The organism is Streptomyces sp. GL_148, assembly GCF_057834205.1.
On the sequence record NZ_CM174396.1, the window covers coordinates 8,128,381 to 8,153,403 of the forward strand.

General features: G+C 73.3%; 17 protein-coding genes and 2 pseudogenes. 11 read left to right on the plus strand and 8 right to left on the minus strand.

Going from position 1 to position 25,023, the window contains the following annotated elements; translation table 11 throughout:
* Positions 1-177 precede the first annotated feature (177 nt).
* Together AC3IYI_RS36675 and AC3IYI_RS36680 are read left to right on the plus strand one after the other, a co-directional pair.
* Entirely contained in the window at positions 178-1,128 is a 951-nt protein-coding gene (locus AC3IYI_RS36675; protein WP_489407743.1) for an AEC family transporter, read from the plus strand.
* A 98-nt stretch (positions 1,129-1,226) separates the two neighbouring features.
* On the plus strand, positions 1,227-1,619 hold the full coding sequence (locus AC3IYI_RS36680) for a hypothetical protein (protein WP_489407744.1): 393 nt from the start codon (positions 1,227-1,229) through the stop codon (positions 1,617-1,619).
* On the opposite strand, the gene AC3IYI_RS36685 is transcribed toward AC3IYI_RS36680, so the two are convergent.
* The 5 genes from AC3IYI_RS36685 to AC3IYI_RS36705 form a co-directional block, all read right to left on the minus strand.
* Complete coding sequence (locus tag AC3IYI_RS36685) at positions 1,573-2,511, minus strand: S1 family peptidase (protein ID WP_489407745.1); 939 nt, start codon at positions 2,509-2,511, stop codon at positions 1,573-1,575. The genes AC3IYI_RS36680 and AC3IYI_RS36685 overlap by 47 nt on opposite strands.
* A gap of 68 nt (positions 2,512-2,579) precedes the next feature.
* Complete coding sequence (locus AC3IYI_RS36690; protein ID WP_489407746.1) at positions 2,580-4,184, minus strand: FAD-binding oxidoreductase; 1,605 nt, start codon at positions 4,182-4,184, stop codon at positions 2,580-2,582.
* 235 nt (positions 4,185-4,419) lie between these two features.
* Entirely contained in the window at positions 4,420-5,076 is a 657-nt protein-coding gene (locus AC3IYI_RS36695) for a class I SAM-dependent methyltransferase (protein WP_489407747.1), read from the minus strand.
* 33 nt (positions 5,077-5,109) lie between these two features.
* Positions 5,110-6,738, minus strand: coding sequence for an IucA/IucC family protein (locus AC3IYI_RS36700; protein ID WP_489407748.1), 1,629 nt, complete (start codon positions 6,736-6,738; stop codon positions 5,110-5,112).
* A gap of 280 nt (positions 6,739-7,018) precedes the next feature.
* On the minus strand, positions 7,019-8,575 hold the full coding sequence (locus AC3IYI_RS36705) for an IS1182 family transposase (RefSeq protein ID WP_489411587.1): 1,557 nt from the start codon (positions 8,573-8,575) through the stop codon (positions 7,019-7,021).
* Between the two features lie 215 nt (positions 8,576-8,790).
* Here AC3IYI_RS36705 and AC3IYI_RS36710 point away from each other — a divergent pair, with 215 nt between their 5' ends.
* The 3 genes from AC3IYI_RS36710 (at position 8,791) to AC3IYI_RS36720 (ending at position 11,660) form a co-directional block, all read left to right on the plus strand.
* Positions 8,791-10,413 (plus strand): IucA/IucC family protein, encoded by a 1,623-nt coding sequence (locus AC3IYI_RS36710; RefSeq protein ID WP_489407749.1) that lies wholly within the window; start codon positions 8,791-8,793, stop codon positions 10,411-10,413.
* A gap of 125 nt (positions 10,414-10,538) precedes the next feature.
* Positions 10,539-11,378 (plus strand): GntR family transcriptional regulator, encoded by an 840-nt coding sequence (locus AC3IYI_RS36715; protein ID WP_489407750.1) that lies wholly within the window; start codon positions 10,539-10,541, stop codon positions 11,376-11,378.
* A gap of 36 nt (positions 11,379-11,414) precedes the next feature.
* Entirely contained in the window at positions 11,415-11,660 is a 246-nt protein-coding gene (locus tag AC3IYI_RS36720; protein WP_489407751.1) for an InlB B-repeat-containing protein, read from the plus strand.
* Positions 11,661-11,708: 48 nt separating this feature from the next.
* On the opposite strand, the gene AC3IYI_RS36725 is transcribed toward AC3IYI_RS36720, so the two are convergent.
* Positions 11,709-12,554, minus strand: coding sequence for a GntR family transcriptional regulator (locus AC3IYI_RS36725; protein ID WP_489407752.1), 846 nt, complete (start codon positions 12,552-12,554; stop codon positions 11,709-11,711).
* 243 nt (positions 12,555-12,797) lie between these two features.
* On the opposite strand from AC3IYI_RS36725, the gene AC3IYI_RS36730 reads away from it, so the two are divergent.
* Both AC3IYI_RS36730 and AC3IYI_RS36735 read left to right on the plus strand, forming a co-directional pair.
* Entirely contained in the window at positions 12,798-14,423 is a 1,626-nt protein-coding gene (locus tag AC3IYI_RS36730) for a beta-N-acetylhexosaminidase (protein WP_489411806.1), read from the plus strand.
* Positions 14,420-15,910, plus strand: coding sequence for a cellulose binding domain-containing protein (locus tag AC3IYI_RS36735; RefSeq protein ID WP_489407753.1), 1,491 nt, complete (start codon positions 14,420-14,422; stop codon positions 15,908-15,910). The genes AC3IYI_RS36730 and AC3IYI_RS36735 overlap by 4 nt, the downstream gene beginning before the upstream one ends.
* A 24-nt stretch (positions 15,911-15,934) precedes the next feature.
* On the opposite strand, the gene AC3IYI_RS36740 is transcribed toward AC3IYI_RS36735, so the two are convergent.
* On the minus strand, positions 15,935-17,497 hold the full coding sequence (locus AC3IYI_RS36740) for a S8 family peptidase (protein ID WP_489407754.1): 1,563 nt from the start codon (positions 17,495-17,497) through the stop codon (positions 15,935-15,937).
* A 207-nt stretch (positions 17,498-17,704) separates the two neighbouring features.
* Between AC3IYI_RS36740 and AC3IYI_RS36745 the strand changes: the two are divergent.
* From AC3IYI_RS36745 to AC3IYI_RS36760, 4 genes and pseudogenes are all read left to right on the plus strand, one after another.
* Positions 17,705-18,104 (plus strand): annotated as a pseudogene (locus AC3IYI_RS36745) (aminotransferase class I/II-fold pyridoxal phosphate-dependent enzyme); the annotation flags it as partial.
* 443 nt (positions 18,105-18,547) lie between these two features.
* A pseudogene (locus tag AC3IYI_RS36750) lies at positions 18,548-19,360 on the plus strand (SigB/SigF/SigG family RNA polymerase sigma factor); the annotation flags it as partial.
* A gap of 307 nt (positions 19,361-19,667) precedes the next feature.
* Positions 19,668-20,741 (plus strand): quaternary amine ABC transporter ATP-binding protein, encoded by a 1,074-nt coding sequence (locus AC3IYI_RS36755; protein ID WP_489407755.1) that lies wholly within the window; start codon positions 19,668-19,670, stop codon positions 20,739-20,741.
* Positions 20,741-22,546 carry an ABC transporter permease/substrate binding protein gene (locus AC3IYI_RS36760; RefSeq protein ID WP_489407756.1) on the plus strand — a complete coding sequence of 602 codons (1,806 nt, stop codon included), beginning with the start codon at positions 20,741-20,743 and terminating at the stop codon, positions 22,544-22,546. Before AC3IYI_RS36755 ends, AC3IYI_RS36760 begins: the two co-directional genes overlap by 1 nt.
* Positions 22,547-22,620: 74 nt before the next feature.
* On the opposite strand, the gene AC3IYI_RS36765 is transcribed toward AC3IYI_RS36760, so the two are convergent.
* Entirely contained in the window at positions 22,621-24,834 is a 2,214-nt protein-coding gene (locus tag AC3IYI_RS36765) for an MMPL family transporter (protein WP_489407757.1), read from the minus strand.
* Between the last annotated feature and the right edge of the window lie 189 nt (positions 24,835-25,023).

Consider the following 25,023-nt stretch of genomic DNA (forward strand, 5'->3'; position numbering starts at 1 on the left):
GCCGGGGCGGGTGGGTGCGCCGACGCTAAACCCTGACCCGCACGTCAGGGTCAAGCCCGCCCCCGGCCGCCTCAGACGCCCGGCATAGACTGCGCCCGGCGTGGACGATCACTGAACGGCCAGCACTGAACGGCCAGCACCGAACGGCCAGCACCGAACGGCGGGGAGCGGGTACGCATGGGCGGGGCGGCGGCGCTGGAGAAACTGATCCCGGTGGCGCTGGCCTTCGGCGTCGGCGTGTTCCTCGCCCGCCGCAAGGTGGTGCCCGCCGAGGCCTCCAAGGCCTTCGCCGACTACGCCTTCCTCTTCGCGGTGCCCTGCTACCTGTTCGGCAACATCTACGCCGCGGACCTCTCCGCGCTCTTCGACTGGCGGGCCATCGGCGGCTACGCGGCGGCCGCCGCCCTCGCGGTCGCGGCCGTCGCCGCCGCTTCGGCGGCAGCCGGACTGCGCGACCCCCGGGCCGTGGCGCTGCGCGTGATGGCCGGGGTCCAGGTCAACACCGCCTACTTCGCCGTCCCCGTCTTCATCACCTTCTTCGGCACGGCGGCGCCCATCTTCCCGGTGCTGCTCTTCCAGGTGTGCGTGCTGTCGCTCGTCGTCATCGCCATCATGGAACTGGGCCGCTCCGGCCCCGGCTCGGGCGGCGGCCCCGCCCGGCGCCTGGGCCGCGCCGTCAGCGCCTCGCTCGTCACCCAGCTGGTCCTCGCCTGCAACGCGGGGATCCTGCTCAACCTGCTCTCCGTGCACGTCCCGGAGGTGGTCCTCGACGGGGCCGCCTTCGTCGGCGACAGCGCCTCCCCGGTGGCCCTCTTCGCCCTCGGACTTCACCTCGGCGGCATCGGCCTCGACATCCGGGGGACCACCCGGGAGGAGCTGGCGCTCATCGGCTTCAAGTGCGTGGCCTTCCCCCTGCTGGCGTGGGCGGTGTGCGGGGCACTGTTCGGGGTCCGGGGCGAGTGGCTCACGTACCTCGTGCTGATCGCCGCGATGCCGACGCCCCAGAACCTGTTCATCTTCGCCCAGCGCTACGACGTGGGCGTGAACCTCTCCGCCGCCGTCGTGATCAAGAGTTCCCTGGTCTCCCTCCTGCTGCTGCCGCTCTGGCTGCAGGCGGTGTCCGCGTGACCGCACCGTCCGCGTGACCGTACCGTCCCCGTGCCCCCGCTGTCCCCGTGACTGCCGCGGCCGTCGTTCCCCGGGCGGGTTCCGCTCGTTGAGCGGGTATGGAGCTCCCGACGATCGCGGCGCCCGGCGTCGGTGAACAGGCCGACGCCGTGGCCGATGCCGCCTGCCACCTCTACGACACCCTCGCGCCCTGGGGGCGGACCGCCCCCGGAGGGTGGAGCCGGGGCGCCGCCGAGGACGCCGCCGAGGCCATCGAGACGGCCGCGCACGCCCTCGCGTACGCCCATCCGTGCGCCGAGGTCATCCTCGGGCCCGTGCACACCGCCCTCGCGGACCTGCGCCGGCAGCTCGGCCTCGCGCCCGCCGAACCGCTGACCGCGGGAGGCCTGCCGGCGACCCCGCGCACGGTGGGCAACCCGCGCCGCACCCGATGGGTGAGGGTGCTCACGCCACCCGCGCCCCGGAGAGAGCCGTCTCGTACAACTTCCTGATGTCGGCGCCGAAGTAGGAGCTGTAGGAGGTGTCGGCGGTGTCCCCGCCCGTCTTCCAGCCACCGATCACCCCGACCACGTCGCCGGTCTCGGTCCGCTCGTCGAAGCCGGTCAGGAACGGGCCGCCGCTGGTGCCCCCCGGATAGCCGGTGCAGTCGATCCGCAGGAACGATCCGGGGATCCCCGGATCGGTGCTGGTGAACTTCGCCGTCCGGTTCACGCACAGCCGGGGCCGGGCGGCGGAGGCCGGATAGCCGATCAGCGAGACCTTCTTGTGCGCGTACGTGGCGCCGGTGACCAGGCGGTTGCCGCCCACCACGTCCTCCACGGGGAAGCCGTCGGCGTCCGGGCCGACCTGGGCGAAGGCCACGTCGAGGGCCGCCCCCTTGTCCGCGCCGAGCTGCCGGTAGCGCGGATCGATCCACACCTTGGAGCGGCCGGCCGCGTTCCGCAGGACCGGGAACATCCCGTACGGCTGGGGGTTCTGGGCCGTGTACTGCGGTACGAAGGCCACCTGCCGGGCGTCCGTCCCGAGCAGGCAGTGCGCCGCGCTGAGCACCAGATCGCGGCCGGGGGAGGCGACCACGCTCGCGGTGCAGAAGTACGCGCCGCCGCCCTTCATGACGAACATCCGGCCGACGACCGGGATGCCGTCGAAGTCCCGGCCGGTGCCGTCCACCGCCGCCGGGGCGCCGCCGCGGCTGATCGGGACCGCGGACGCCATCCGGTCGGGAGTCCAGAACGACTCCGCCTCCCGGGCCGACCACCGGTCGGTGGCAAGGGCCTGAGCCGGGGCTTGAGCCGGGGCGGTGCCGGCCTCGGCCTCGGGCAGGGGCCCGCCGGGCAGCAGCAGGGCGGCCGTGGCCGCCGCCACCGTCAACGTACGTCGCATGTCCGTCTCCTTCTTCGGGGATGGGAGGGAGGGCGAAGGGCTATGGCGAAGGGGGTATGGCGAAGGGGCTATACGGCCTGGGGGAAGCGGAACAGCCGGTCCGGGTCGTAGCGGCGCCGGACCTCTTCGAGGCGGGCCAGGTTCGGCCCGTAGTAGGCCTCGCGCCAGCCGGTCAGCTTCGGATCGGCGTAGTTCTGGTACGCGGCTCCGCCCGCCCAGGGCCGCAGGTCCTGCCAGAGCCCGTCGAGCCAGCCCTGGTGGCGGCCGATGTCGGCCGCCGGAGCCGGGCCGGGCCAGGAGACGAGGTACTGGGCGAGGAACCCGGCCGAGCGGTGCGCGAAGGCGGTGGCCCGCGCCGGGATCCGGTTGAGGGCTCCGCCGCAGACCCCGTCGAACTGCACCACGCCGAAACCGCCGCGCGGCACGCTCCCGGCGTAGCGCCGCAGGGCGGCCAGTACCGCGAGGACGGCCGGCTCGGTCAGCCCGTCCGGGGCCCAGAAGTCGGACCGGGCGGCGTAGGAGGCGCGGCCGAGCCGCCCCGAGGGATCGTGTCCCGGCAGGCTGCCCGGCAGCCGGCACGCGGCGGGGCTCCCGTCGGGGCAGCCCGCCATCGCCCGGACGGTGTCCCCGTAGCCGCGTACGACGGTCCAGCTCTCCCGGGGCGGGCCACCCACCAGGTCGGACAGCCGGGTCAGTTGCCGCTCCAGCTCCGCGAGCCCGCCGTCCAGGCAGAGCACCCGCAGGGCCGGGGCGCCGGCCGGCCCGCCGTCGACGGTGAATTCCACCTGGCTCCAGAACGGATCGGGCAGCGCCCGGAGCCAGCGCTGCCAGCCCCGCAGGACCGCGGGGGAGTCGGCGGCGGACCAGCGCAGTTCCGCGAAGGCGCAGTCGGAGACCGGGTGGGTGCGGAAGCGGAACCCGGTGACCACCCCGAAGTTGCCGCCCCCGCCCCCGCGCAGGGCCCAGAACAGATCGGGCTCGCGGTCGGCGCCGGCCTCGCGGACCGTCCCGTCGGGGGTCACGACCGTCACTCCCGTGAGCCGGTCGGAGGCGGTGCCCCAGGTGCGGGAGGAGAGGCCGAGCCCGCCGCCGAGGGTGAGGCCGGCGATGCCGACGGAGGCGCACAGCCCCGTCGGGACGGCCAGGCCCCGCGCGGCGAGGACGGAATTCACCTCCCCGAGCCGGGCGCCCGCGCCGATCCGGACCCCGGTCACGGTCCCGGTCCTGGTTTCGGTCCCGGTCCCGGTTCCGGTCCCGGTTCCGGATTCCGCGGCCACCTCCGCCATGGCGCCCGTGTCGATGACGAGTCCGGCCTCACGGGTGGACCAGCCCGCGTAGCCGTGGCCGCCGCCTCGCGGCACCAAGGGGACGGCAGAGCGCCGGGCGAAGTCGAGACAGGCGGCCACGTCCCCCGGGTGCGCGGGGTAGGCCACCGCGCCCGGCCGGACCGTGTCGTAGCGGGGCTGGAAGAGCTGCCGGGCCTCGTCGTAGTCCCGGTCGCCCGCCGTCACCACCCGGCCGTCGAGGGCCCGGGCCAGCGCCCCGAAGTCCGGGTCCGCGCGGCGGGTCGTCGTACCGGCCGTCGTACGGGGCGTCGTGCGGGCCGTCGCGCCGATCGAGGCGAGGACGCCCGTGGCGGCTCCCGCGAGCACCTGGCGGCGGTGGAGGGTCATCCCTCCTTCCTGCCACCGCCCGGCCGGTTCGGGGCGAAGGCGGGCCCACGGGGGCGGGCTTGCCCCCCGAACGGCCCATGCCGGGGCGGCCGCGGGTGGCCGCGGGGGGCTTCGAGCCGGCCCCCCGACCGGGCCCTGTCAGGGTCCGCCCGGGGGCCGGCCGGGGTCAGGCCCAGCCCCGGCCCAGCCCGGGGGCTCCGGGGTCAGCCCGGGGGCGCGGGGGGCAGGCCCCGGGTCAGCCCGCCCGGCGGGCCAGCAGGAAGCCCTGCCGGGACTTCTCCGTGGCATCCGGTTCCCGGACCAGGCGGGCCGTCTCGGCCAGGCCCGCCCCGGCCAGCAGCTCGCTGATCAGCTCGGGCGGGGTCCAGTACACGTCGAGGTCGACCGGATGCCCGTACGCGTGTTCCAGCCGGAGTTGCCGGTCGCCCGCCTTGAACGCGATCAGCAGGTACCCGCCCGGAGCCAGTACCCGGGCGAACTCGGCGAACAGCGCGGGGAGCCCGGAGGGCGGGGTGTGGACGGTGGAGTACCAGGCCAGCACCCCGCCGAGGACTCCGTCCGCGACATCCAGCGCGGCCATCGAGCCGACCTCGAACCGCAGCCCCGGGTACGTCCGGCGGGCCACCGCCACCATCGCGGGGGACAGGTCGACACCGAAGGCCCGTACTCCCAGGCCGTCGAGGTGCGCCGTCACCCGGCCCGGTCCGCAGCCCAGGTCCGCGACCGCCCGGCCGGCGCCGGGCCCGTCCCCGCGCACGCACTCCGCGAAGGCGGCCAGCATGGCCCGGTCCAGCGGTTTGCCCTCCAGCTCTCCGGTCAGCAGCGCGGCGTAGTCGGCGGCGACGGCGTCGTAGGACGACCGGACGGAGTTCAAGCGCGAAGTCGATGCCATGCCCCCGGACAGTAGCCCGCCGGAGCCCCGAACTCAGCCCCCGGTCAGCGGATTGTCCAGCTCGGCCCACTGATCGCCCGGCACCCCCGGGCTCAACCGCATCAGGGTCAGTGCCTTGGTCGGCAGCGGCGCGGTCAGCAGTGCCCGGGTATCGGCGGTGGACGGCAGGCCGGGCGCGGCCGCCGCCAGATCCGCCGCGAGCGCGGGGGCCGAACCGGCCGTGGAGCCGAGCGCCCCCGCCACCAGCGATCCGAAGAGCTTGCGGCGCAGCAGGGTCACGTCGTCGGTGATCAGCCGCCCCGACAGTGGTGGAGCCGCCAGGCCGTGGCGGGCGAGACGGGCCGGGCTGATCCGGATGTCGGCGAGGTCGCGGTACACGAGCCGCAGCGGGGCGCCGTCGGCGGACAGCACGACCAGCAGGTTCTGGCCGTGGGCCTCCAGGGCCACCCCGAGATCCAGGACCCGCAGGCACACCGACAGCGCGAGGCGGGCGAAACCGGCCCGCCACGTGCCGGAGCGCGCGTACGGGGTCAGTGCCAGGGCGGCCACGGGCAGGACGCGCTCGCCCGCGCCACGGTCCGCGTACGCCTCCGGCGGCTCGCGGAGCACGGCGGCCAGGTCCGGGCTGCCGGCGGTGACGGCGCCCAGGGTGCGGGTGATGTGCAGGCGGCCGTCGAGCCGTTCGGACAGGCTCTGGGCGAAGGCGGAGACCGCGGCGGCCGTCTCGACGGAGTAGACGGAGATGTCCCGCACGGAGGAGGTGAGGCGGGTGCTGAGCGCGGTCTTGACGTGCGGCCCGCCGTCGGCGGGGGACAGGGTGCGCAGGGCCATCAACGGGTGCGCGTCGGGCCCGGGCCGCAGCTCGTACCCGTACCCGTGCCCGTGCCCGTGCCCGTTTTCCTCCCTCCCTTCCCCTTGTTTCAGCACGTGCTCGGCCTGCCAGGGGTGGACCGGTACGAGGATCCGCCCGGCCTCCCGCCACCGGTCCGGCCACTCCCCGGTCACCCGGCACTCCGCGTCCCGTACGACGGCCAGCCCGAGGGTGACCAGCGGCCGGTGCTCGGGTCCGTACGCGAGCTGCTCGGCCACCGTGAAACCGGGGCGGGAGCGGCAGTTGGGGTGGTACGGATGGCCGTCCACCACCCGCTGCTCCCACTCCCAGGCGGCGACGTCCCCGGCGCCGCGGCCGGCCGGCTGGCCCGCGCGGGACAGGGCGAGGGAGGCCGTGCTCTCGTCGAGCTCGGCGGCGAACTCCTCCCCGTACGGCAGCCCGAGCGCCGCCACCAGCGTGGCGGCCCGCCGGTAGGGGCGGCCGTCGAGCAGCAGTTCGGTGACGGGGTGCGCGGTCGCGCGGGCCGCGGAGAAGGTCGTCGCGTACGGGTCGGGGAGGGGGCCCTCCAGCCGGGAGCCCGAGGCGAGCCGGAGCGCGAGCGCGCCGGAACCCCGCTCCCGGTGGGTGATCCAGGGCAGCGGCTCGAAGGCGAAGGCCCGCCACAGCCGGGTCAGTACGGCGCCGCGCGCGCCGGGGAGCGCGGCGGCGTACGCGGCCCGGAGGTCGGCGCGTGCGCCGGCCGGTCCGGCGGGGCAGGTGGGTCCGGTTTCGGACAGTCCGGCCAGTTCGGCGGCGACGGCGTCTTCGGCCGCGGTGGCGGGGAGGTGCATGCTGGGATCCAGGGCCCCGGTCCTCTCGGATGACGTGATGATCACGTCATCATCGCGGATGCTGAAGATCACGGCCGGTGGTACGCCCCCGCGCACCTCCGGCGCTCTGGACGTACCGAGTGACTCCTCCCTCGGCCGTAGCCGGGGCTTCTCGCTAGGGCCTGTCGTCAAGCTCCTGTCTGCCTCGCGGCGTCTACAGGAGTTTGACGACAGGCTCTAGAAGGCTGATGAAGATCTTGTTGAGGGGCTGTCCGGCCGGAGGCCGGGCAGCCGCTCGCGTTCATGTGCCGGCTGGGGCGAGGTGCCAGGTGCCGTTGGTGTTGGTGAGTCCGAGGTTGATCAGTCTGCGGAGGTTGAGGGCGGCTGCTCGGGTGTGGAGCCAGGTGTCGTTCTTAATGGTGCCGATGTATCGGAGTCGGCGGTTGCCCCGGTGGACGATCCAGGCGACGGCGCGTTCGACGGGTGGTCGCCAGCGGCGGTAGGCGGCTTGCCAGTCGGGATCGGTGGCGGCCTGGTGGCGGGCAGCCGCCTGCTGGTCGTGGTGGGGGCGGATGGTCAGGATCCGGCCTGCTTTGGCTTTGGTGCACCGCTCGCGCAGGGGGCATCCGGTGCACAGATCCTTGAAAGTGGCTCTGCGCTGATGGTGCTGTCCGCCGGGATCGGAGAGCGGGACGGTGTGTCCTTGGGGGCAGGTCACGGTCGCCGAGGTGGTGTCGATGGCGAAGTCCTCGAGGGTGAAACCGCCGGGAACGGCCGCCCGCAGCGGGGCGGGTTTGAGGAACAGCCGGTGACCGGCCCCCTCCAGAACCTTGCAGGCGTCGCCGGTGGAGTAGGCGGTGTCGCCGAAGGCGTGAACCGGCTGTTCCTCATCGGCGAGCAGATCCAGGCCGACGGCTGCCTCGTGGTTTTCGGCCCCCGAGCCGGGACGCAGTGCGACGGCGGTGAACAGGCCGGTCTCGGGCTCGACCGCGAGGTGTGCCTTGTATCCGTCCTGCTGATGACTGCGGGTCTTGTGGACGTGGCGGGCTTCGGGATCGACGGTGGAGACGATGCGGCCCGGGGCGGTCCCTCGCGTGATGCGCCACCGTCCGTCGCGGCCGTCGGAGCCGTCGGCGGGCTCGACGTCCTGCCCGGCGACCAAGGCCAGCAGGCCGACCGCGCCGGCGGCCTGCCCGAGCTGCTGCTCGGGCAGGTGCCCCAGCAGCCGCAGTGCGTCCGCGACCAGGCAATCCACCAGGTCGGCGCGGGCCTGGACGTCGTTCCAGGCGATGCGGGGTTTGCCCGGGTCGGTGTAGTCGTGGGCCGTGCACTGCACCGCGGCCACCTCGGCGGCGCCGGGGACCGCCCGGATCACCGCCCGGATCGCAGAGACGATCTGGGTGACGGTGTCCTGGGTGGCGACCGCGTCGTCCAAAACCGTGGAGTCCAGTGCCCGGCGGTGCTTGCCCTTCAGTGCCCCGGTGGCCTTCACGACCTCGCGGACCGCTTCGAACACGCGGTTCGGGCGGGCCGAGCGGGCCAGCCGGCGGCGGAAGTACGCCAGAAGCGACGGATTGAACGCCATGTCGTGCAGACCGAGCCCGCACGCGGCCTTCCACCGCAGGTCACAGCGTAATTCCTGGACCGTCTCGAAGTCCGACAGGCCATGCAGGGCCTGCACCGTGATCGCGGCGGCCAGGATCTGCGGCGGCATGGACGGCCGCCCGTTCGCCGACGGATACATATCCGCGAACATCTCCGCGGGAAACAACCGGCCACGGTGCTCGGCCAGGAACGCGAACACACTCCCAGCCGGAATCAACTCCCGGCACGTCGCCCACACATCGGGCCCGACCAGCTCTCCGACCCACTCCCCTTGAACCACAACAACGAGTCTGGCCCCGCCGCTGACGCGGCGGGGCCAGAACCCAACATCTTCATCAGCCTTCTAGGCCTGGTGGACGTAGCGGAGGCCACTGGCAGCGCGGGGACTCCGGAGCTCCGAGCCTCCGGGCAGGATTCACATCCTGCCCGGATTGAAGGCCGCGCAGGGTTCCCTGGGAAGATCAAGGGATGGAATCAGTGGACCTCAACGCCGTCGACAACGCTGCCGATGCCTGCGCGGCCGCCCCGCTGCTGAACTGCTTGCTCAGGGAGGCCGCGGAGCCCGCAGGTTCCGCCGGGACGGCGGAGGAGGGCCGAGCCGTCCACCGGCTGCTCGGCAGCGGGCGGTTGCTGCGGGTGCGCGCCGGGCGCAGGCCCGAGCGGCCCGAGTTGCGGACCGGGGCCGGCTGGCATCCGCTCACCCATACCGAGCTGGTCAAACTCGTCTCCGACGAACTGCGCCAGTACACCGGGGTGTCCAACGACGAGCTCCCGGTCGAGATCGCCGACAGCCGCGAGACCATCGCCGCGCTGCTGGCCGCCCGCGCGGCCACGCCGCAGCCGGCGGACCCGTACGTCCGGTCCGAACAGTCCCTGATCATGGGGCACCCCCACCACCCGGCCCCCAAGGCCCGGGGCGGCGGGCCGGCCAACGGCTGGCTGCCGTACGCCCCCGAGGCGTACGCCCGTTTCCCGCTGGCCTTCCTGGGAGTGCGTGAGGACCAAGTGGCCGAGGAGGGCGGGCCGGCCGCGGCCGCCGCGATCGATTCGCTCGCGGAGGCGCTGGGCGGGCCGCGCGCGCCGGCCGGCTACCGGCTGCTGCCCGCCCACCCCTGGCAGCTCGACCTGGTCGCGGGCAGGCCCGCCGTCCGCGAGGCGCTCGCGGACGGGAGGCTGCTGTCGCTGGGAACCGGGCGGGTGCCGGTCTGGCCGACCGCCTCGATCCGCACCCTGTACGTTCCCGGCGACGGCGACGGCGACGGCGACGGCGGCGGCAGGGGGAGCGGCAGCGGCAGCGCAGGCGCGGCCGGCGATCTGTTCGTGAAGTTCAGCCTCGACGTGCGGATCACCAACGACGTGCGCCGGCTGTGGCAGCACGACCTGCTGAAGCTGCGCCGCACGGACGCGGCGGTCGAGGCGGGCTTCGCGGAGCTGCGCCGGTCCGGGTCGGGTGCGGCCTGGCTGCCCGACCGGGGGTACCGGACGGCCGCCTTCGCCTTCGAGGAGCTCGCGGTACTGGTCCGCGACGGCCTGGCGGCGCACGCGGAGCCCGGGTTCACGCCCTTGCTGGCGGCCGCGCTGGCGGAGGGGTATCCGGGCAGCCCCCTGGCGGGAACGGCCGACCCGGCCGGGTGGTGGCGGGCGTACCTGCGCCAGGTGGTGCCGCCCGTGCTGCACCTCTTCGCCCGGCACGGAGTGGTCCTGGAAGCGCACCTCCAGAACACCCTGGTCGCCGTAGACGCCCAGGGCGTGCCCGCGCAGGCCCTCTTCCGGGATGCGGAGGGCGTCAAGCTCCTCCCGGATCTGGACCGGGAAGCCGCCTGGCAGCGCCTGGTCTACTGCCTGGTGGTCAATCACCTGACCGAGGTGGCGGGCGCGCTCGCGGAGAGCCACCCGGAGGCGGCCGGGGACCTGTGGCCCGCCGCCCGCGCGGAGTTCCGGCGCTTCGGTGCCGAGCACGGCCTGCCCGAGATCGCCGGTCTGCTGGCCGCCCCGAGCCTCCCGGCCAAGACCAACCTGCTGCTGCGCTGGACCCGCGCCGACGGTGCGGACGCCCGCTACCTGCCGCTTCCCAACCCGCTGCGGCCCTGAGGGAGCGCGCGGTTCCGGCCAAACAGGGTCCGGATACCGGATCCCCCCTCACCGATAGGTATAGACCAATGCTACGTTGGTCGAGCAGACCGCGCAGTCCTTGACCTCCCGTCAGAGGAGAAGCCATGCCCTCCCCTTCGCGGGGCGGCGGCCCGGCCGCCATGCCCAAGTACCAGCGGATCGCCGCAGCGTTGCGGCGCGAGATCGACCTCACCGCACTGACTCCCGGCGCCCGGCTCCCCTCCGAGCGCATCCTCGCCGCCCGCTACGAGGTCAACCGGCAGACCATCCGGGCCGCCCTCCAGCACCTGAGGGAGGACGGCCTCGTCGTCACCGGCCGGCGCGGCACCCGGCCGGCCTTCCCGGCGGTGCCGGAGCACCGGCCCCCCGCGGCGTTCCCGGCCGGCCACCCGGCCCCGTCCCCGGCCCCGCAGCCCCCTGCCCCGGCGGCCGTTGCCGCCCCCGCCCAGGCGGCCACGCCGACGCCGACGCCCGCCGGGGCACCCGCCCAGGCGTGGCTCACCCTCGTCACCCTGGCTCCGGCGCTCGCCGAGCAGCTCGGCATGCGCGGCGGGGAGCAGACCCTGGTCCACCACCACCGCGAAAGCGGCCCGACGGGCCAGACCCGGCGGCACGCGGTGACGTACCTCTGCCCCCGCACCGTCGTGCGGACCCCGGAACTCTCCCGCTACCGGGACCGCCTGGTGGCGGGCGTCCGGGACGAGGACCTGGGTCCCCTGCACCACTGGCTGGAGGGGGCCGCGCGGGCGGGCCGGGTCGCCGAGACCATCACCATGACCCGGACCAACTCGCCGCAGGCCGCGACCCCCGGCGGGCTCTCCGTACGCCGCACCCTGCACGACGCCTCCGGGCGGCTGCTCGCCGTCACCGATCTCGCCTTCCCCACCTGGGACCGGCTGACCTTCGACCGGTCCCCGGCCGCGATCGGCTTCCGGGTGACGTAGCGGCGTAACGACGTAGCGACGTAGCGACGTAGCGATATGACCGGCAGGGGGTCCGTACCCCGGCCGCACCGGGCCGCCCTGACCCTGGGCGAGGGGCTGCGCCCCGACACCTGGGGCCCGTACCGGCCGGGGACCTCGATGCAGGTGACCGCCACCCCGCCGCGCGGGTACCGGATCGCCGCGTGGGAGCTGGACGGGCAGTGCTACGCGATCACCGCGACCCAGGTCAACGTCACGATGGACAAGGCCCACGACCTCCAGGCGGTCCTCGTCCGTAGCTGACGGACGACGGACGACGGATGGCTGACGACGGACACGCGCGCCGGACCGTCACGTGCTCGTGTGGACGTCCCCGGTGGTGGTGGAGGTGATGACCGCCCGGCGGCCGAGGTCGCCCGGCGGGATCCCTGGGTGGTGCCCGCCGGGCCGCCCGGAGCCCGGGGGCGCCCCGAGGGCCAGGCGCGAGACGATCCGGTAGCGGTCGCCGCGGTATACGGAGTGCACGTACTCCACGGGCCGGCCGGTGGAGTCGGTGGTGAGCCGCTCGATGAACAGGGCGGGGGAGAGCAGCGGGACGTCCAGCAGGCCCGCCTCCCCCTCGTTCACCACCGTCGGCTCGATGGACTGCTGCGCCTCGTGCACGTACACGCCGTGGTGGTCGCGCAGATGCTCGTAGAGGTCCCCGGCCTCCAGCTCCGCCGGGGTCAGGGCCGGAACCAGATCGGCCGGGATGTGCAGGTGCTCGATGGCCATCGGGGCACCGTCCACCAGGCGCAGCCGGGCGACGTAGAGCAGGCTCGCACCGGGGGAGATGCGCAGCCGGCGGCCGATCCGTGCGCCCGCCTGGATGGTGGAGTGCTCCAGGATCCGGCTGGACCAGTGGCCGGCCGCCTGCCGCATGGCGAAGGCCGCCTCGTCGGCGGCGAGTTCCTGGGTGATCTTCGCGGGGGCGACGAACATCCCGCGCCCGTGCTCGCGTACGAGCAGCCCCGTAGACACGAGCTCGTCCACCGCCGCGCGCAGGGTGGGGCGGGAGACCTCCAGGGTGGCGCACAGGGTGCGTTCGGAGGGGATCGCGTCGCCGGGCCGCCGGATGTCGATGAGCCCCAGTAGGTGCTCGCGGACCCGTTCCCGCTTGAGTACGGATCCTGACGAGTCGGTTGCGTCCTTCGTCATGGCCCGCCCCCATTTCTCTCTGCTCACCTGTCCAACTGGTCATGTGCATCTAACCACTCGGGGTTGGCCGGGCGCGAGGAGTCCGCCGAAATCATTCGGGCCGTACGGGGTTGACGGCGCACTCGGGCCGTGTCACCTTCTAGCCACTCAGCTAACCAATTGGTCAGTTGGTCAACTCCAGCCCTCCTCGGATGAGTTGACGGAACTGCCAGGTGAGGAATCTCCGAGACCGTGACCGCCGCCGTGACCGATGCCTTGACCGCCGCCTTGGCCGATACCGCCGCCGCTTCCCTCCGCCCCGACCTCGCGCTCGTCCCGCGCCCCGACTCGGTCACCGCCCTGCCCGGCCGCTTCACCCTGGACCACCGCACCGGACTGCGCGCCGGGCCCGGCGCCGAGGCGGCGGCCGGCCTGCTGCGCGAACTGCTCACCCCCACCACCGGGTTGCCGCTCGCCCCGGACCCCGACGGGCGGATCGCCATCCTCCTGACCCCCGGCGACACGGCCCCGGGGGAGGAGCCGCTCGGCCCCGAGGGGTACTCCCTCACCATTCGCCCCGACTCAGTCCTGCTGCGCGCCGTCCGCCCCGAAGGGCTGCTCCACGGAGTGCAGACCCTGCGCCAGCTGCTGCCCCCCGAAGCGCTGGCCCTCGAGGCGCCGGCCGCCGGGGGCGCGCAGCCCCGTAGGCCCGCCGCCGACCGGTGGATGCTGCCCTGCGTACGGATCACCGACCGGCCGCGGTTCGCCTGGCGCGGAGCCCTGCTGGACGTGGCCCGCCACTTCCAGCCCGTGGGCTACGTACGCCGCTTCGTGGACCTGCTCGCACTGCACAAGCTCAACGTCCTGCACCTCCACCTCACCGACGACCAGGGCTGGCGGATGCCGGTCGCGGCCTACCCCCGGCTCACCGAGATCGGCGGCCGGCGCGCCCAGACCGCGGGTGACGGGATCCCGTACGAGGGTGCCTACACCCGCGCGGAGCTGGCCGGGCTCGTCGCCTACGCCGCCCGGCGCGGGGTGAGCGTCGTACCCGAGATCGAGATGCCCGGTCATGCCCGCGCCGCCCTCGCCGCCTACCCCGAACTCGGCAACCGGCCCGGCGTCCGGCTGGAGACGTGGACCCGCTGGGGGGTCTGCGAGAACGTCTTCGGGGTCCACGACGCCGTGCTCGACTTCTGCCGGGGCGTGCTGGACGAGGTCGCGGACGTGTTCCCCGGGCCCTACGTCCACCTCGGCGGCGACGAATGCCCCCGAGCGGAATGGGAACGCTCCCCGGCCGCCCGCGCCCGGATCGCCGCCGAAGGGCTGGCCGGCCCCGGCGCGCTCCACGGCTGGTTCCTCGGCGAGGTCGCGGCGCACCTGGCCGGGCTCGGCCGCCGCCCGCTCGGCTGGACCGGGACCGGCACCGAACTGCCCGTCCCCTTCACCGCCCTGGCCTGGCTCGACGCGGAGCACGGACGGGCCGCCGCCCTGCGCGGCCACGACGTGATCATGACCCCCTACCGCTCCACCTACCTCGACTACCCGCAGTCAGCCGACCCCGGTGAACCGCGCGGCCAGGACGGGGGCGTGCTCGACCTGCGCGGCGTCTACGACAACGACCCCGCCCCCGCGCACTGGGAGCCCGAGGCCGCGCGCCGCGTGCTCGGCACCCAGGCGCAGCTGTGGACCGAGTACGCGCGCACCCCGGCCGAGCTCGAATACCTGGCCTTCCCCCGGCTGTGCGCCCTGGCCGACACCGCCTGGTCGGCGCACCGCGACTGGCCGGACTTCCTGCGCCGCCAAGGCCACCACCAGACCCGGCTCGCCGCCCTCGGCGTGCGCGGCCGATCCCTTCCCTCCCCCCACCCCGAGAGGAACGCAGCATGAGCACCCCGACCCGTGCCCCGCGCCACACCCCGAGCCACACCCCCGTCCGCAAGCGCCGTACGGCCCTGGCCCTGGCCGTCGCCCTGACCGCCGGTCTCGGCTCAGCCGCCCTGACGGCCCTGCCCGCGACCGCAGCGGCCGACTCCGTCAAGGTCCAGTACCGCACCAGCGCGACCGGGGCCACCGCCGACCAGGCGGAGCCCTGGTTCAAGGTGGTCAACAACGGCTCCGGCAGCGTCGCCCTGAGCCAGGTCTCCTTCCGCTACTACTTCAAGGCCGACGGCCCGGACACCCAGTACCGGTACGCCTGTTCGTGGGCGGTCAAGGGCTGCGCCAACATCACCGGCACCTTCCACACCATGGCCACCCCGACGGCCACCGCCGACCGCTACCTGGAGATCGCCTTCACCGGCGGCGCCGGCAGCCTCGCCCCGGGAGCCGACACCGGCGACATGCAGCTGCGCTTCCACCGCGCCGACTGGCAGACGCTGCGCCAGTCCGACGACTACTCCTTCGACGCGTCCCGCACCGCGTACGGCGACTGGGACAAGGTGACCGCCAAGCTGGGCACCGGCACTGTCTGGGGCACCGCGCCCGGAGGCAACGTCCCCGACCCGACGCCGACTCCGACCGACCCCACTCCCACGCCCACGCCCACCCCGACCGACCCGGGCCCGTCCGGAGCGACCCTCTTCGACGACTTCACCTACACCTCCTCCTCCGACCCGGCGATAGCGGCACACGGCTGGAGCGTGCGCTCCAACGCGGGCGGCCCCGGGGTCCCGGGCGCCACCTGGGCACCCGAGAACGTCACCTTCGCGGCCGAGGGCGGTAATACCGTCATGAACTTGGAGACCTCCACGGCCGGCACTGGCGAGAGCACCAAGCACACCGAAGTCCTCACCAAGGCCATGAAGTTCAAGAACGGCACGTACGCGGCGCGGGTGAAGTTCTCCGACGCCCCGAAGTACGGCCCGGACGGGGACCACCTCGTGCAGACCTTCTTCCCCATCAACGACCTCAAGGCCCCGATGGCCGACGACTACGCCGAGTACGACTTCGAGTACCTCCCCAACGGCGGCTGGGGCGAGCCCTCGAACATCCTCTACACCACGTCCTGGGAGACGTACCGCCCCGACCCGTGGGAGGCCGTCAACCAGCACACCGAGTCCCGGACGAGCTACGCGGGCTGGCACGACCTGGTGCTCACCATCGACGACAACGCCATCACCTACTACGTCGACGGCCAGGTCTTCGGCACGCACGACGCCACGTACCTGCCCGAGCGGACCATGTCGATCAACTTCAACCAGTGGCTGATCGACCTGAACGGCCAGCCGGGCTCGACCCCCCGCGCCTACGACCAGAAGGTGGACTACGTCCTGCACGTCAAGGACCAGGTCCTCACCCCGGCCCAGGTCGCGGCCAAGGTCGGGGGCTTGCGCACCGCGGGCACGGCCTTCGTGGACAACGTCCCCAACGGCTGATCCGGTCGTTCAGGACCGCGCCGTTCAGAATCGCAGCGCCCACCAGTCCAGGTACCCGGTGTTCCCGGCGAAGGCGTCGAACACGCGCAGTCTCCACACCCCGGCCGCCGTCTCCGAGGAGGCGTCGACCGTGTACAGCCCGACGAGGTCGCTCTCGCCCCAGTCGGTGTACTCGTCCTTGATCGGGTACACCGACCCGTCGGGAGCGATCAGGTCGATCCGTAGGGTCCCGGAGTCCGGGTGCTTGACGGACACCTCCACGTCCAGCTTGGAGGGGGCGCGGCCCGCCACCTCGCTGACCGTGATCGGGGACCTGATGGTCTGCAGGTCCCCGACCGCGTAGTTCTTGCTGTTGGAGAAGCGTTTGGCGACGACCCGGTTCGGCGCGCTGCCCATGTAGAGGGCGCGGTCCGGGGAGCCGGGGCCGCGGTCGAGCACCGCCCCGGTGGTCGCCTTGGCCTTCAGGTAGCTCGCCACCTGGGCCGGGGTGGCGGTGCGGTTGAGGGACAGGTAGATCGCCGCCGCGCCCGCGACGTGCGGGGAGGCCATCGAGGTCCCCGACATCTGGGTGCTCCACTCGTCATCCCAGTACACCGCCGAGGTGATGGAGTCGCCGGGGGCGAACAGGTCCACCAGCGAACCGAAGTTGGAGTAGGAGGAGCGCGCGTCGCGGGCGCCCACCGCCCCGACCGTCAGCGCCTGGGAAACCCGGGCCGGCGAGTGTCCCGAGGCGTCCTTGTCCTGGTTGCCCGCAGCCACCGTGTAGGTGATGCCGGAGGCGATGGAACCCCGCACGGCGGCGTCCAGGACACTGTCCGGGTCACCGCCCAGGCTCATGTTCGCCACGGCCGGCTTCACCGCGTGGCGGGTCACCCAGTCGATGCCGGCGACCACCTGCGCGGTCGTGCCCTCCCCGTTCCAGTCGAGGACCCGGACGGCCACCACCTTCGCCCGCTTGGCCACCCCGAAGGTGGTGCCCGCGAGCGTCCCGGCCACGTGCGTTCCGTGCCCGTGCATGTCCTCGGCCACGGAATCCTTGTCGATCGCGTCGTAGCCGTACCGGGCACGCCCGCCGAAGTCCTTGTGGCTGATGTTGATTCCGGTGTCGATGACGTACGCGGTCACCCCCACACCCGCCGAAGTGGAGTACGTGTAGGCGTTGTTCAGCGGCCGCCTGCGCTGGTCGATCCGGTCCAGGCCCCAGGACGGCGGGGTCGGCTGGGTGGAGTCGAGGCGCAGCTTCCGGTCCTGCGCGACCGTGGTCACGGCCGGATCGGCCGCGAGCCGCCGGGCCTGGCGTTCCGTCATCCGGACGGAGAACCCGTTGACGGCCGCGTCGTACGTCCGGTCGACCGTGCCGCCGAACCGTTCGACCACGGCCCGGCCCCGGTCCGTACGGGAACCCGCGCGCGCCGGGTCCAGCAGGACGAGGTAGCTGTCGCCGACGGCTCCGGGAGCTCCGGCGTACAGGATCACCCCCTCCGGCGGGGCTGCGGCCGAGGCCCCGGTGTCAACCCCGAGCGCGAGCGCCGAGGCGAGTGCGAGCGCGGCTCCGTACCGCCGCAATAAGTGCGATCGCATGATCATGAAATTGGACCCCCCTGAGTCGTCCGCTCAGAGTGCTGCCTTCACAAGCTCCGCACAAGAGCCCCGCCCGGGCCCGCACATGGCCCGCCCGGGCCCGCGCGGGAGGAATCAGGCCTTAGGGATTGGGGCCCCCTGCCGGCCTTCAAGTTCCTTCCGGTCCTCTTCGCGATGGCGATTCGGCTGGGCCTGGCGCGTGAGGACAAGGGCATCGCCGCCTACCGCGACGGCGGACCGTGGTTCGACGCCCTCACCGCGTACGTCGCCGAGAACCTGGACAGGGTGCGGGAGCGCCTGGCGCGGGCCTTCCCCGAGCTCGACTGGCAGCCCCCCCGAGGCCGGCTACCTCGCCTGGATCGATCTCCGGCCCCTCGCGGTGTGCGACGAGGCGCTCCCACGTGAGCTGATTCATACCGAGAAGGTGGCGATCATGCCGGGAACCGCCTACGGGCCCGAAGGTACGGGCTTCGTGCGCCTCGACGTGGGCTGCCCGCGCTCCAAGGCCGAGGCAGGAATCGACGCCCTCGTCCGGGCGCTCCGCACGACCTCGGGAACCGCCCCGGGAGCCGGTTCGGCAGCCGCCACCGGGCCCGTCGCCGGAGGGAATTGACCGGACGGCCGAGGAGACTGCGGCCGGACGGCCGATGTGCGACCGGAACGGGGCCCCACTGCAAATGCGGCCGGGCTCCGGCTGGTTGATCACGGAGGAAGGGAAGTGGGGAAGGGATCCGGAACCGGCTAGGGTGTACGCCCATCAAGGTCACGCGCCGCAAGCCGACCAGCCCAAGGAGCGACCCCGTGCCGATGCCCACCCCGTTCTCCCATACCGCCGGCCCCCTTCCCAGTGCCTTTCCCGGTGCCCTTCCCGGACCCCGGACCGGCCCCCTTCCCGGACCCCGCACCGGCTCCCTGCCCGGCCCCCGCACCGGTGCCCGCCCCGGCCCCTGCGCCGGCCGGCTCGCCGGCCCCCTCCCGGGCCCCGCCGCCGGCAGAGCCCCGGACTCCGGTGGCAGAGCCACCGGCCCCGCCGCCGGCGCAGAGCCCGCGGCCACGGTGCTCCCGCCCCGGATCGCGGAGCCCCGCGAGGTGGCCCCCGCGGACGCGCGCGAGCTGACGCGGCTCTTCTTCCGCCGGCTCCACGAGCTCGACGAGGGCACCCCCGAGTACCGGTACGTCCGCGAGACCCTCATCGAGATGAACATCTCGCTCGTCCGGTTCGCGATGCGGCCCTTTCGCGGACGCGGAGACGGAGGCGACCTCGAGGACCTCCTCCAGGTCGGCACCATCGGCCTGATCAAGGCCATCGACCGGTTCGACCCGGCCCGTGAGGTGGAGTTCGCCTCCCTCGCCATGCCGTACATCACCGGGGAGATCAAGCGGCACTTCCGCGACACCAGTTGGGCGGTCCGCGTCCCGCGCCGGCTCCAGGAGCTGCGCATCGACCTGGCCAAGGCGAAGGAGGAGCTGACCGCGCTCCTCGACCGGCCGCCGACGGCCCGGGACCTCGCCGCGCACCTCTCGCTCACCGAGGAAGAGGTCATCGAGGGGCTCGTCGCCGCCAACGGCCACACCAGCGGCTCCCTCGACGCCCCGGGTTCCGAGCGCGCCGACGGCCGCACCGAGGGCCACAGCCTCGCCGAGACGATGGGGGCCGAGGAGCCGGCGTTGGAGCGCGTCGAGGACATCCAGACCCTGGCGCCGCTGCTGGAACGCCTCAGCGACCGCGAGCGCCGCATGCTGTCGATGCGCTTCGGCGAGGAGCTCACCCAGGCCCAGATCGGAGCTGCCCTCGGCATCTCGCAGATGCAGGTCTCGCGCCTCCTGACCCGGGTGCTCGCGCACCTGCGGGCCTCGATGCTCGCCGACCCGGAGCGGTCCGCAGAGGGGTCCGCAGAGGGGTCCACGGAGTCGGCCGGAGCCGGGGCCCCGCAGCAAGCGGAATCCGACTGCACGGGCGCAGCCGCGGGCGCGGGTGGCGACGTAGCGTAAGTGACATGACTCACTTCACCGTTTGCAAGGGTTAAGCGCGGGCAGTAGCGCGGCTGGAGCGGACCCGTCCGCCGGCCGACAGCGGCCGGGACGCACGGGTGACGGGCGGATCCCGTCGCGCTCCACGGCCCGCCGGCCGCACGCACGCCGGTGGGCCGTTTCCGGTACGACCCTTGAGGTGTATGTGTCCACGCTCACAGCCGAGCATGTGTACAAGGTGTTCGGTAAAGGACCCGACAACGGCGCGGCCGTCGCGAAGGCGGTCCGCGCGCTCGAAAGCGGCGCGACCGACCGCGACGAGCTGCGCGCCGAGGGAACGACGGCGGCGGTGATCGACGCCTCGTTCCGCGTCGAGCCCGGCCAGATCTTCGTCGTCATGGGTCTGTCGGGCTCGGGCAAGTCCACCTTGCTGCGCATGCTCAACGGCCTGCTGGCGCCCACCGCGGGCCGGATCCTCTTCGACGGCGAGGACCTCACTGCACTCTCGCCGGCCGAGATGCGCCGCGTACGCTCCACCAAGATCAGCATGGTCTTCCAGCACTTCGCCCTGTTCCCGCACCGCGACGTGCTGGAGAACGCCGGCTACGGCCTGGAGGTCCAGGGCGTCCCCCGGGCCGAGCGCGACCGGAGGGCCGCCGAAGCGCTGGCCCTGTGCGGGCTCGGCGGCTGGGAGAAGTCCTGGCCCGACGAGCTCTCCGGCGGCATGCAGCAGCGCGTGGGCCTGGCCCGCGCCCTGGCCACCGACGCCGACCTGCTGCTGATGGACGAGTCCTTCAGCGCGCTCGACCCGCTGATCCGCCGCGACATGCAGGACCAGCTGCTCGAACTCCAGAAGAGCCTGGGCAAGACCATCGTCTTCATCACGCACGACCTCAACGAGGCCATGCGGCTCGGCGACTCCATCGCCGTCATGCGCGACGGCCGCATCGTCCAGCAGGGCACGGCCGAGGACATCCTCACCCGCCCCGCCGACGAGTACGTCGCCTCGTTCATCCAGGACGTGGACCGCTCGCGGGTGCTGACGGCCGACGCCGTCATGACCGGCGCCACCGGCGGCCGGCCGGACTGCGGCTGCCCCACCGTCTCCGCCGGGACCCCGCTCGCCGACGTGTGCGCCGTCAGCGCCCGCGTCCCGCACGACGTCGCCGTCACCGCCGAGGACGGCTCCGTCCTCGGCTCCGTCCCGCAGGGCCGCCTCGTCGCCTTCATCGGCGACGAGCGACGCGCCCCGCTGGACTGCGCGGAGGTGGCTGCCTGATGCCCCGCCTGAACCTCGGATCCTGGGTCGACAGCGGTGTCGACTTCCTCCAGAGCCACCTGTCCTGGCTGTTCGACGCCATCGCCGCGCTCGTCACCGGGCTCTACGACGGCATCGAAGCCGTCCTGTCCGCGCCGAACCCCCTGCTGCTCGCCGGCATCCTCGCCGTCGCCGCCTGGTGGCTGCGCGGTCTGCTCGCCGCCCTGCTCGCCTTCGCCGGCTTCGCCCTGGTCGACTCCGTCGCCCTGTGGCCCGAGGCCATGTCCACGCTCGCGCTGGTCCTGGTCGCCACCCTGGTGACGCTTCTCTTCGCGATCCCGCTGGGCATCTGGGCCTCGCGCTCCGACAAGGTCAGCGCCACCCTGAAGCCCGTCCTGGACTTCATGCAGACCATGCCGGCCATGGTCTACCTCATCCCCGGCATCATCTTCTTCGGGGTGGGCGTGGTGCCCGGCATCATCGCCACGATCATCTTCTCGCTGGCGCCCGGCGTCCGGATGACCGAGCTCGGCATCCGCCAGGTCGACGCCGAACTCGTCGAAGCCGCCGACGCCTTCGGCACCACCCCGCGCGACACCCTCGTCCGGGTCCAGCTCCCGCTGGCGCTGCCCACCATCATGGCGGGCATCAACCAGGTCATCATGCTCGGCCTGTCCATGGTGGTCATCGCCGGCATGGTCGGCGGCGGCGGCCTCGGCGGCGCCGTCTACCGGGCCATCGGCAGCGTGGACATCGGCCTCGGCTTCGAGGCCGGCATCTCCATCGTCATCCTCGCCATGTACCTGGACCGGATGACCGGGGCGCTGGGCCGTCAGGTCTCCCCGCTCGGCCGCCGCGCCCTCGCGAAGGCCCGCTCCGCAGCCACCGGCACCGCCAAGGTGTGGAGCCACCGCCCGCAGCCCGTCTTCGCCGTGGCCTCGGCCGTGGTGCTGTCCCTGGTCGCGGGCGGCCTCGGAATCTTCGGAGACTCCGGGAAATCGCAGGTCAACGCGGTGGGCGGGGCCGGGGTCGAGAACATCGGCAAGGGGCGCAAGCTCAGCATCGGCTACATCCCGTGGGACGAGGGCATCGCCTCCACCTTCCTGTGGAAGGAGCTCCTGGAGCGCCGCGGCTTCCAGGTCGAGGCCAAGCAGCTGGAACTCGGCGCGCTCTTCACCGGGCTCGCCGGCGGGCAGGTCGACTTCCAGACCGATGCCTGGCTGCCGACCACGCAGTCCGAGTACTGGAAGAAGTACGGCAACAAGCTCGACGACCTCGGTACCTGGTACGGGCCGACTTCGATCGAGCTGGCCGTCCCCTCCTACATGAAGGACGTCAAGACCCTCGCCGACCTGAAGGGGAAGTCGGGGGAGTTCAAGGGCCGGATCATCGGCATCGAGCCCAGCGCCGGCGCGATGGGGATCCTCAAGGACAAGGTGCTGCCGCAGTACGGGCTCGACGGGGAGTACAAGGTCGTCGACGGATCGACCCCGGGCATGCTCGCCGAGCTCAAGCGGGCCTACGAGAAGAAGGAGCCCGTCGCGGTCGTCCTCTGGTCGCCGCACTGGGCGTACGCCTCCTACGAGCTGACGAAGCTCGCGGACCCCCAGGGCGCCTGGGGCAAGGGCGACGGCATCCACAACGTCGCCCGCAAGGACTTCGCGGCCGACGAACCGCAGGTCGCCCAGTGGCTGAGCTCCTTCAAGCTGACGGAGGCCCAGCTCACCGGTCTGGAAGCCAGGATCCAGGAATCGGGCAAGGGCAAGGAACAGCAGGCCGTCCGCGCCTGGCTGGCCGAGCACCCCGAGGTGGACAAGCTGGCGTGAGCGTGCGGGGGCCAGTGCGCGAAGCCCGTTCCACGGGGCTTCGCGCACCGGCCCCCGCCGGCCGGGCCGGCGGCTCAGCCGGTCATGACCCGCTCGGGCTCCCGGTGCGTGCCGCCGCCCGGCACCGACTTCTCGGAACACGGGCGCTGCCTGACCGGCCACCACAGGGACCGGCCCAGCAGTGCGGCCAGCGCCGGCACCAGCACGATCGACAGCACGAACGCGGAGAGCAGGATCCCGAGGCCCGTGGCGAAGCCGATCTGTTGGGTCGCGGAGCCCTGACTCGCTGCCAGGCTCCCGAAGGAGAACGCCAGCACCAGGCCCGCGGTCGCGATGGCGGGCGCCGTGTGGCGCACGGCCCGGGCCACGGCCGCACGGGCCGGACCGGGCCGGTCCATCTCCTCCCTGATCCGGTCGGTGATCAGGATGTTGTAGTCGGTGCCCAGCGCGACCACGAACAGGAACAGCACCAGCGGCAGCGAGAAGTCCACGCCCGGACGGCCCGCCGCGTGCTGGAACACCAGCGTCGAGGCACCCAGCGTGGCCGCGAAGCCCAGCCCCACCGCGAGCATCAGCACGAGGGGCGCGAGCAGGCTCCGCAGCAGCAGGAACAGGATCAGCGCGATCAGCGCCGCCGCCACCGGGAAGACCACCTTCAGGTCCTTGTCCACGGCGGACGCGATGTCGGAGAAGATCGCCGCCGTACCGCCGACATGTGCCTCGGTACCGCTGGGCCGGTGCGCGGCCACCGTCTCCCGGACGGGTCCGGAGACCAGGTCGCGGGCCTCCTGTCCGTGCGCATCGGCGGTCGGGAACAGGTCGATGCGGGCCGCCCGGCGATCCTTGCTCAGCACCGTCGGTGCCACCCGGCCCACCCCGTCGACCGAAGCCAGCGCGCGGGAGAGTCCACCGAGGCGCTCGGCCGTCAGCGTGCCCCCGTCCGAGGCGGTCACGAACACGCCGGCCGGATCCGACACCCCGGCGGGCAGCGCGCGGGCGATCTCGGCCTCGGTGGCCGCCGAAGCCGTACGCTCCCCGCCCGCGCTGCTCTGCCCGTAGTCCACCCGCATCCCGACCAACCCCGCGGCCAGCGCCCCCAGCAGGGCCACCGAGGCGAGGACCAGGGTCAGCGGGCGCCGCGCCACCAGGTTGCCCGTCCGCGCGGCCACGCCCTGGCGGGGCTCCCGCTTCAGAGCCCGCGAGGGCCAGAACATCCTGCGGCCGGTGACCGCGAGGACGGCCGGCATCAGGGTCAGGCTGCCGAGCAGCATCACCAGTACGGACACGGCGATGGCCGGGCCCAGCACCCGGAACTGGCCGAAGGTGGCCACCGCGAGGGTGGAGAACGCGGCGACGATGGTCAGCGCCGCACAGGTGATCGCCGTACCGACCCGGCCGGCGACCTCGGCCGCCGCGGCCCGGCCCGACTGCTCCGGGTGCTTGCGCAGGTGCTCGCGGAAGCGGAAGAGCAGGAAGAGGAAGTAGTCGATGCCGATGCCCACCAGCACCACACTGATCAACTGGGGTGTGGATGCGTCGAGTTCGATGCCGGTCAGCAGCGCGGTACCGACCACGACCCCGGCCGCCGCTCCGCCGATGATGCTGACGGCGACCAGGGGCAGCAAAGCCGCCAGAACACTGCGGAACACCAGCACGTGCAGCAGTACGATCACCGCGACCATCACGGCGCCCACGATCTTCGACCGGGTCTCCTCCGCGTCGGCGGTGTCCACGGTGTCCGCGAGTCCGGCGGTGAACCCGGTCCGCAGGCCCGCCTCCGCGAACTCGGCCCGGGTGTGGTCCCGGAACGCCCGGTACAGGTCCTGCATTCCGGGATCCATGGGATTGCCGGTCAACTCGACCGACAGCAGCCGAAAGCTCCGGTCCGGGGCCGTCATCGCCGGGCTGATCCGGGGCAGCTGGGAACGGTCCTGCACCAGGAAGGGCGGGACGTCCTCGGGCCGCGGCATGACGATCCGCTGCCGGGTCAGCTTCGCCGCCTCGGCGTCGATCCGCCGCTCGTCGGCGGCGGTCAGCGGCGCACCGTCGGCGCGGGCCACCAGCACGGTCAGAGGGTTGGCGTCGGGCTCGACCCCGAAGTGTTCCTCGGCGACCTTGAGCGCGGCCGCCGAATCGTAGGAGGCCGGAAGGAACGCGCCGGTGCTCGTCTGCGTGGCGCGGAAGACCAGAGCCTGGCCGAGGATCGTCAGGGCGATGCCCAGTACCGCCCAGAGGGCTATGACCTTCCATGGACTTCGGGTGGCGAAGGCGGTCAGGGCGCGGATCAAGGAGTCCTCCGTAACGGGGGCGGCGGCCGGGGGTCCCCGGCCTGCTCACCAGCTCATCACCGGCCGCGTCACGAAACGTCAGGTCCCGGGAGGAGCCCGCGCCCGGGACCGGGGACCGGTGCGGGCCCCCCGACCAGGACTCAGGTCCTGGTCCGCACTCCTCCTCGGGGCCCGCAATCCGCGGGCCGC

Bases quoted from the DNA above. Each gene is read 5' to 3' on its own strand.
- AC3IYI_RS36675 (WP_489407743.1), top strand. From the start codon at position 178: ATGGGCGGGGCGGCGGCGCTGGAGAAACTGATCCCGGTGGCGCTGGCC.
- AC3IYI_RS36680 (WP_489407744.1), top strand. From the start codon at position 1,227: ATGGAGCTCCCGACGATCGCGGCGCCCGGCGTCGGTGAACAGGCCGAC.
- AC3IYI_RS36685 (WP_489407745.1), bottom strand. From the start codon at position 2,511: ATGCGACGTACGTTGACGGTGGCGGCGGCCACGGCCGCCCTGCTGCTG.
- AC3IYI_RS36690 (WP_489407746.1), bottom strand. From the start codon at position 4,184: ATGACCCTCCACCGCCGCCAGGTGCTCGCGGGAGCCGCCACGGGCGTC.
- AC3IYI_RS36695 (WP_489407747.1), bottom strand. From the start codon at position 5,076: ATGGCATCGACTTCGCGCTTGAACTCCGTCCGGTCGTCCTACGACGCC.
- AC3IYI_RS36700 (WP_489407748.1), bottom strand. From the start codon at position 6,738: ATGCACCTCCCCGCCACCGCGGCCGAAGACGCCGTCGCCGCCGAACTG.
- AC3IYI_RS36710 (WP_489407749.1), top strand. From the start codon at position 8,791: ATGGAATCAGTGGACCTCAACGCCGTCGACAACGCTGCCGATGCCTGC.
- AC3IYI_RS36715 (WP_489407750.1), top strand. From the start codon at position 10,539: ATGCCCTCCCCTTCGCGGGGCGGCGGCCCGGCCGCCATGCCCAAGTAC.
- AC3IYI_RS36720 (WP_489407751.1), top strand. From the start codon at position 11,415: ATGACCGGCAGGGGGTCCGTACCCCGGCCGCACCGGGCCGCCCTGACC.
- AC3IYI_RS36725 (WP_489407752.1), bottom strand. From the start codon at position 12,554: ATGACGAAGGACGCAACCGACTCGTCAGGATCCGTACTCAAGCGGGAA.
- AC3IYI_RS36735 (WP_489407753.1), top strand. From the start codon at position 14,420: ATGAGCACCCCGACCCGTGCCCCGCGCCACACCCCGAGCCACACCCCC.
- AC3IYI_RS36740 (WP_489407754.1), bottom strand. From the start codon at position 17,497: ATGATCATGCGATCGCACTTATTGCGGCGGTACGGAGCCGCGCTCGCA.
- AC3IYI_RS36760 (WP_489407756.1), top strand. From the start codon at position 20,741: ATGCCCCGCCTGAACCTCGGATCCTGGGTCGACAGCGGTGTCGACTTC.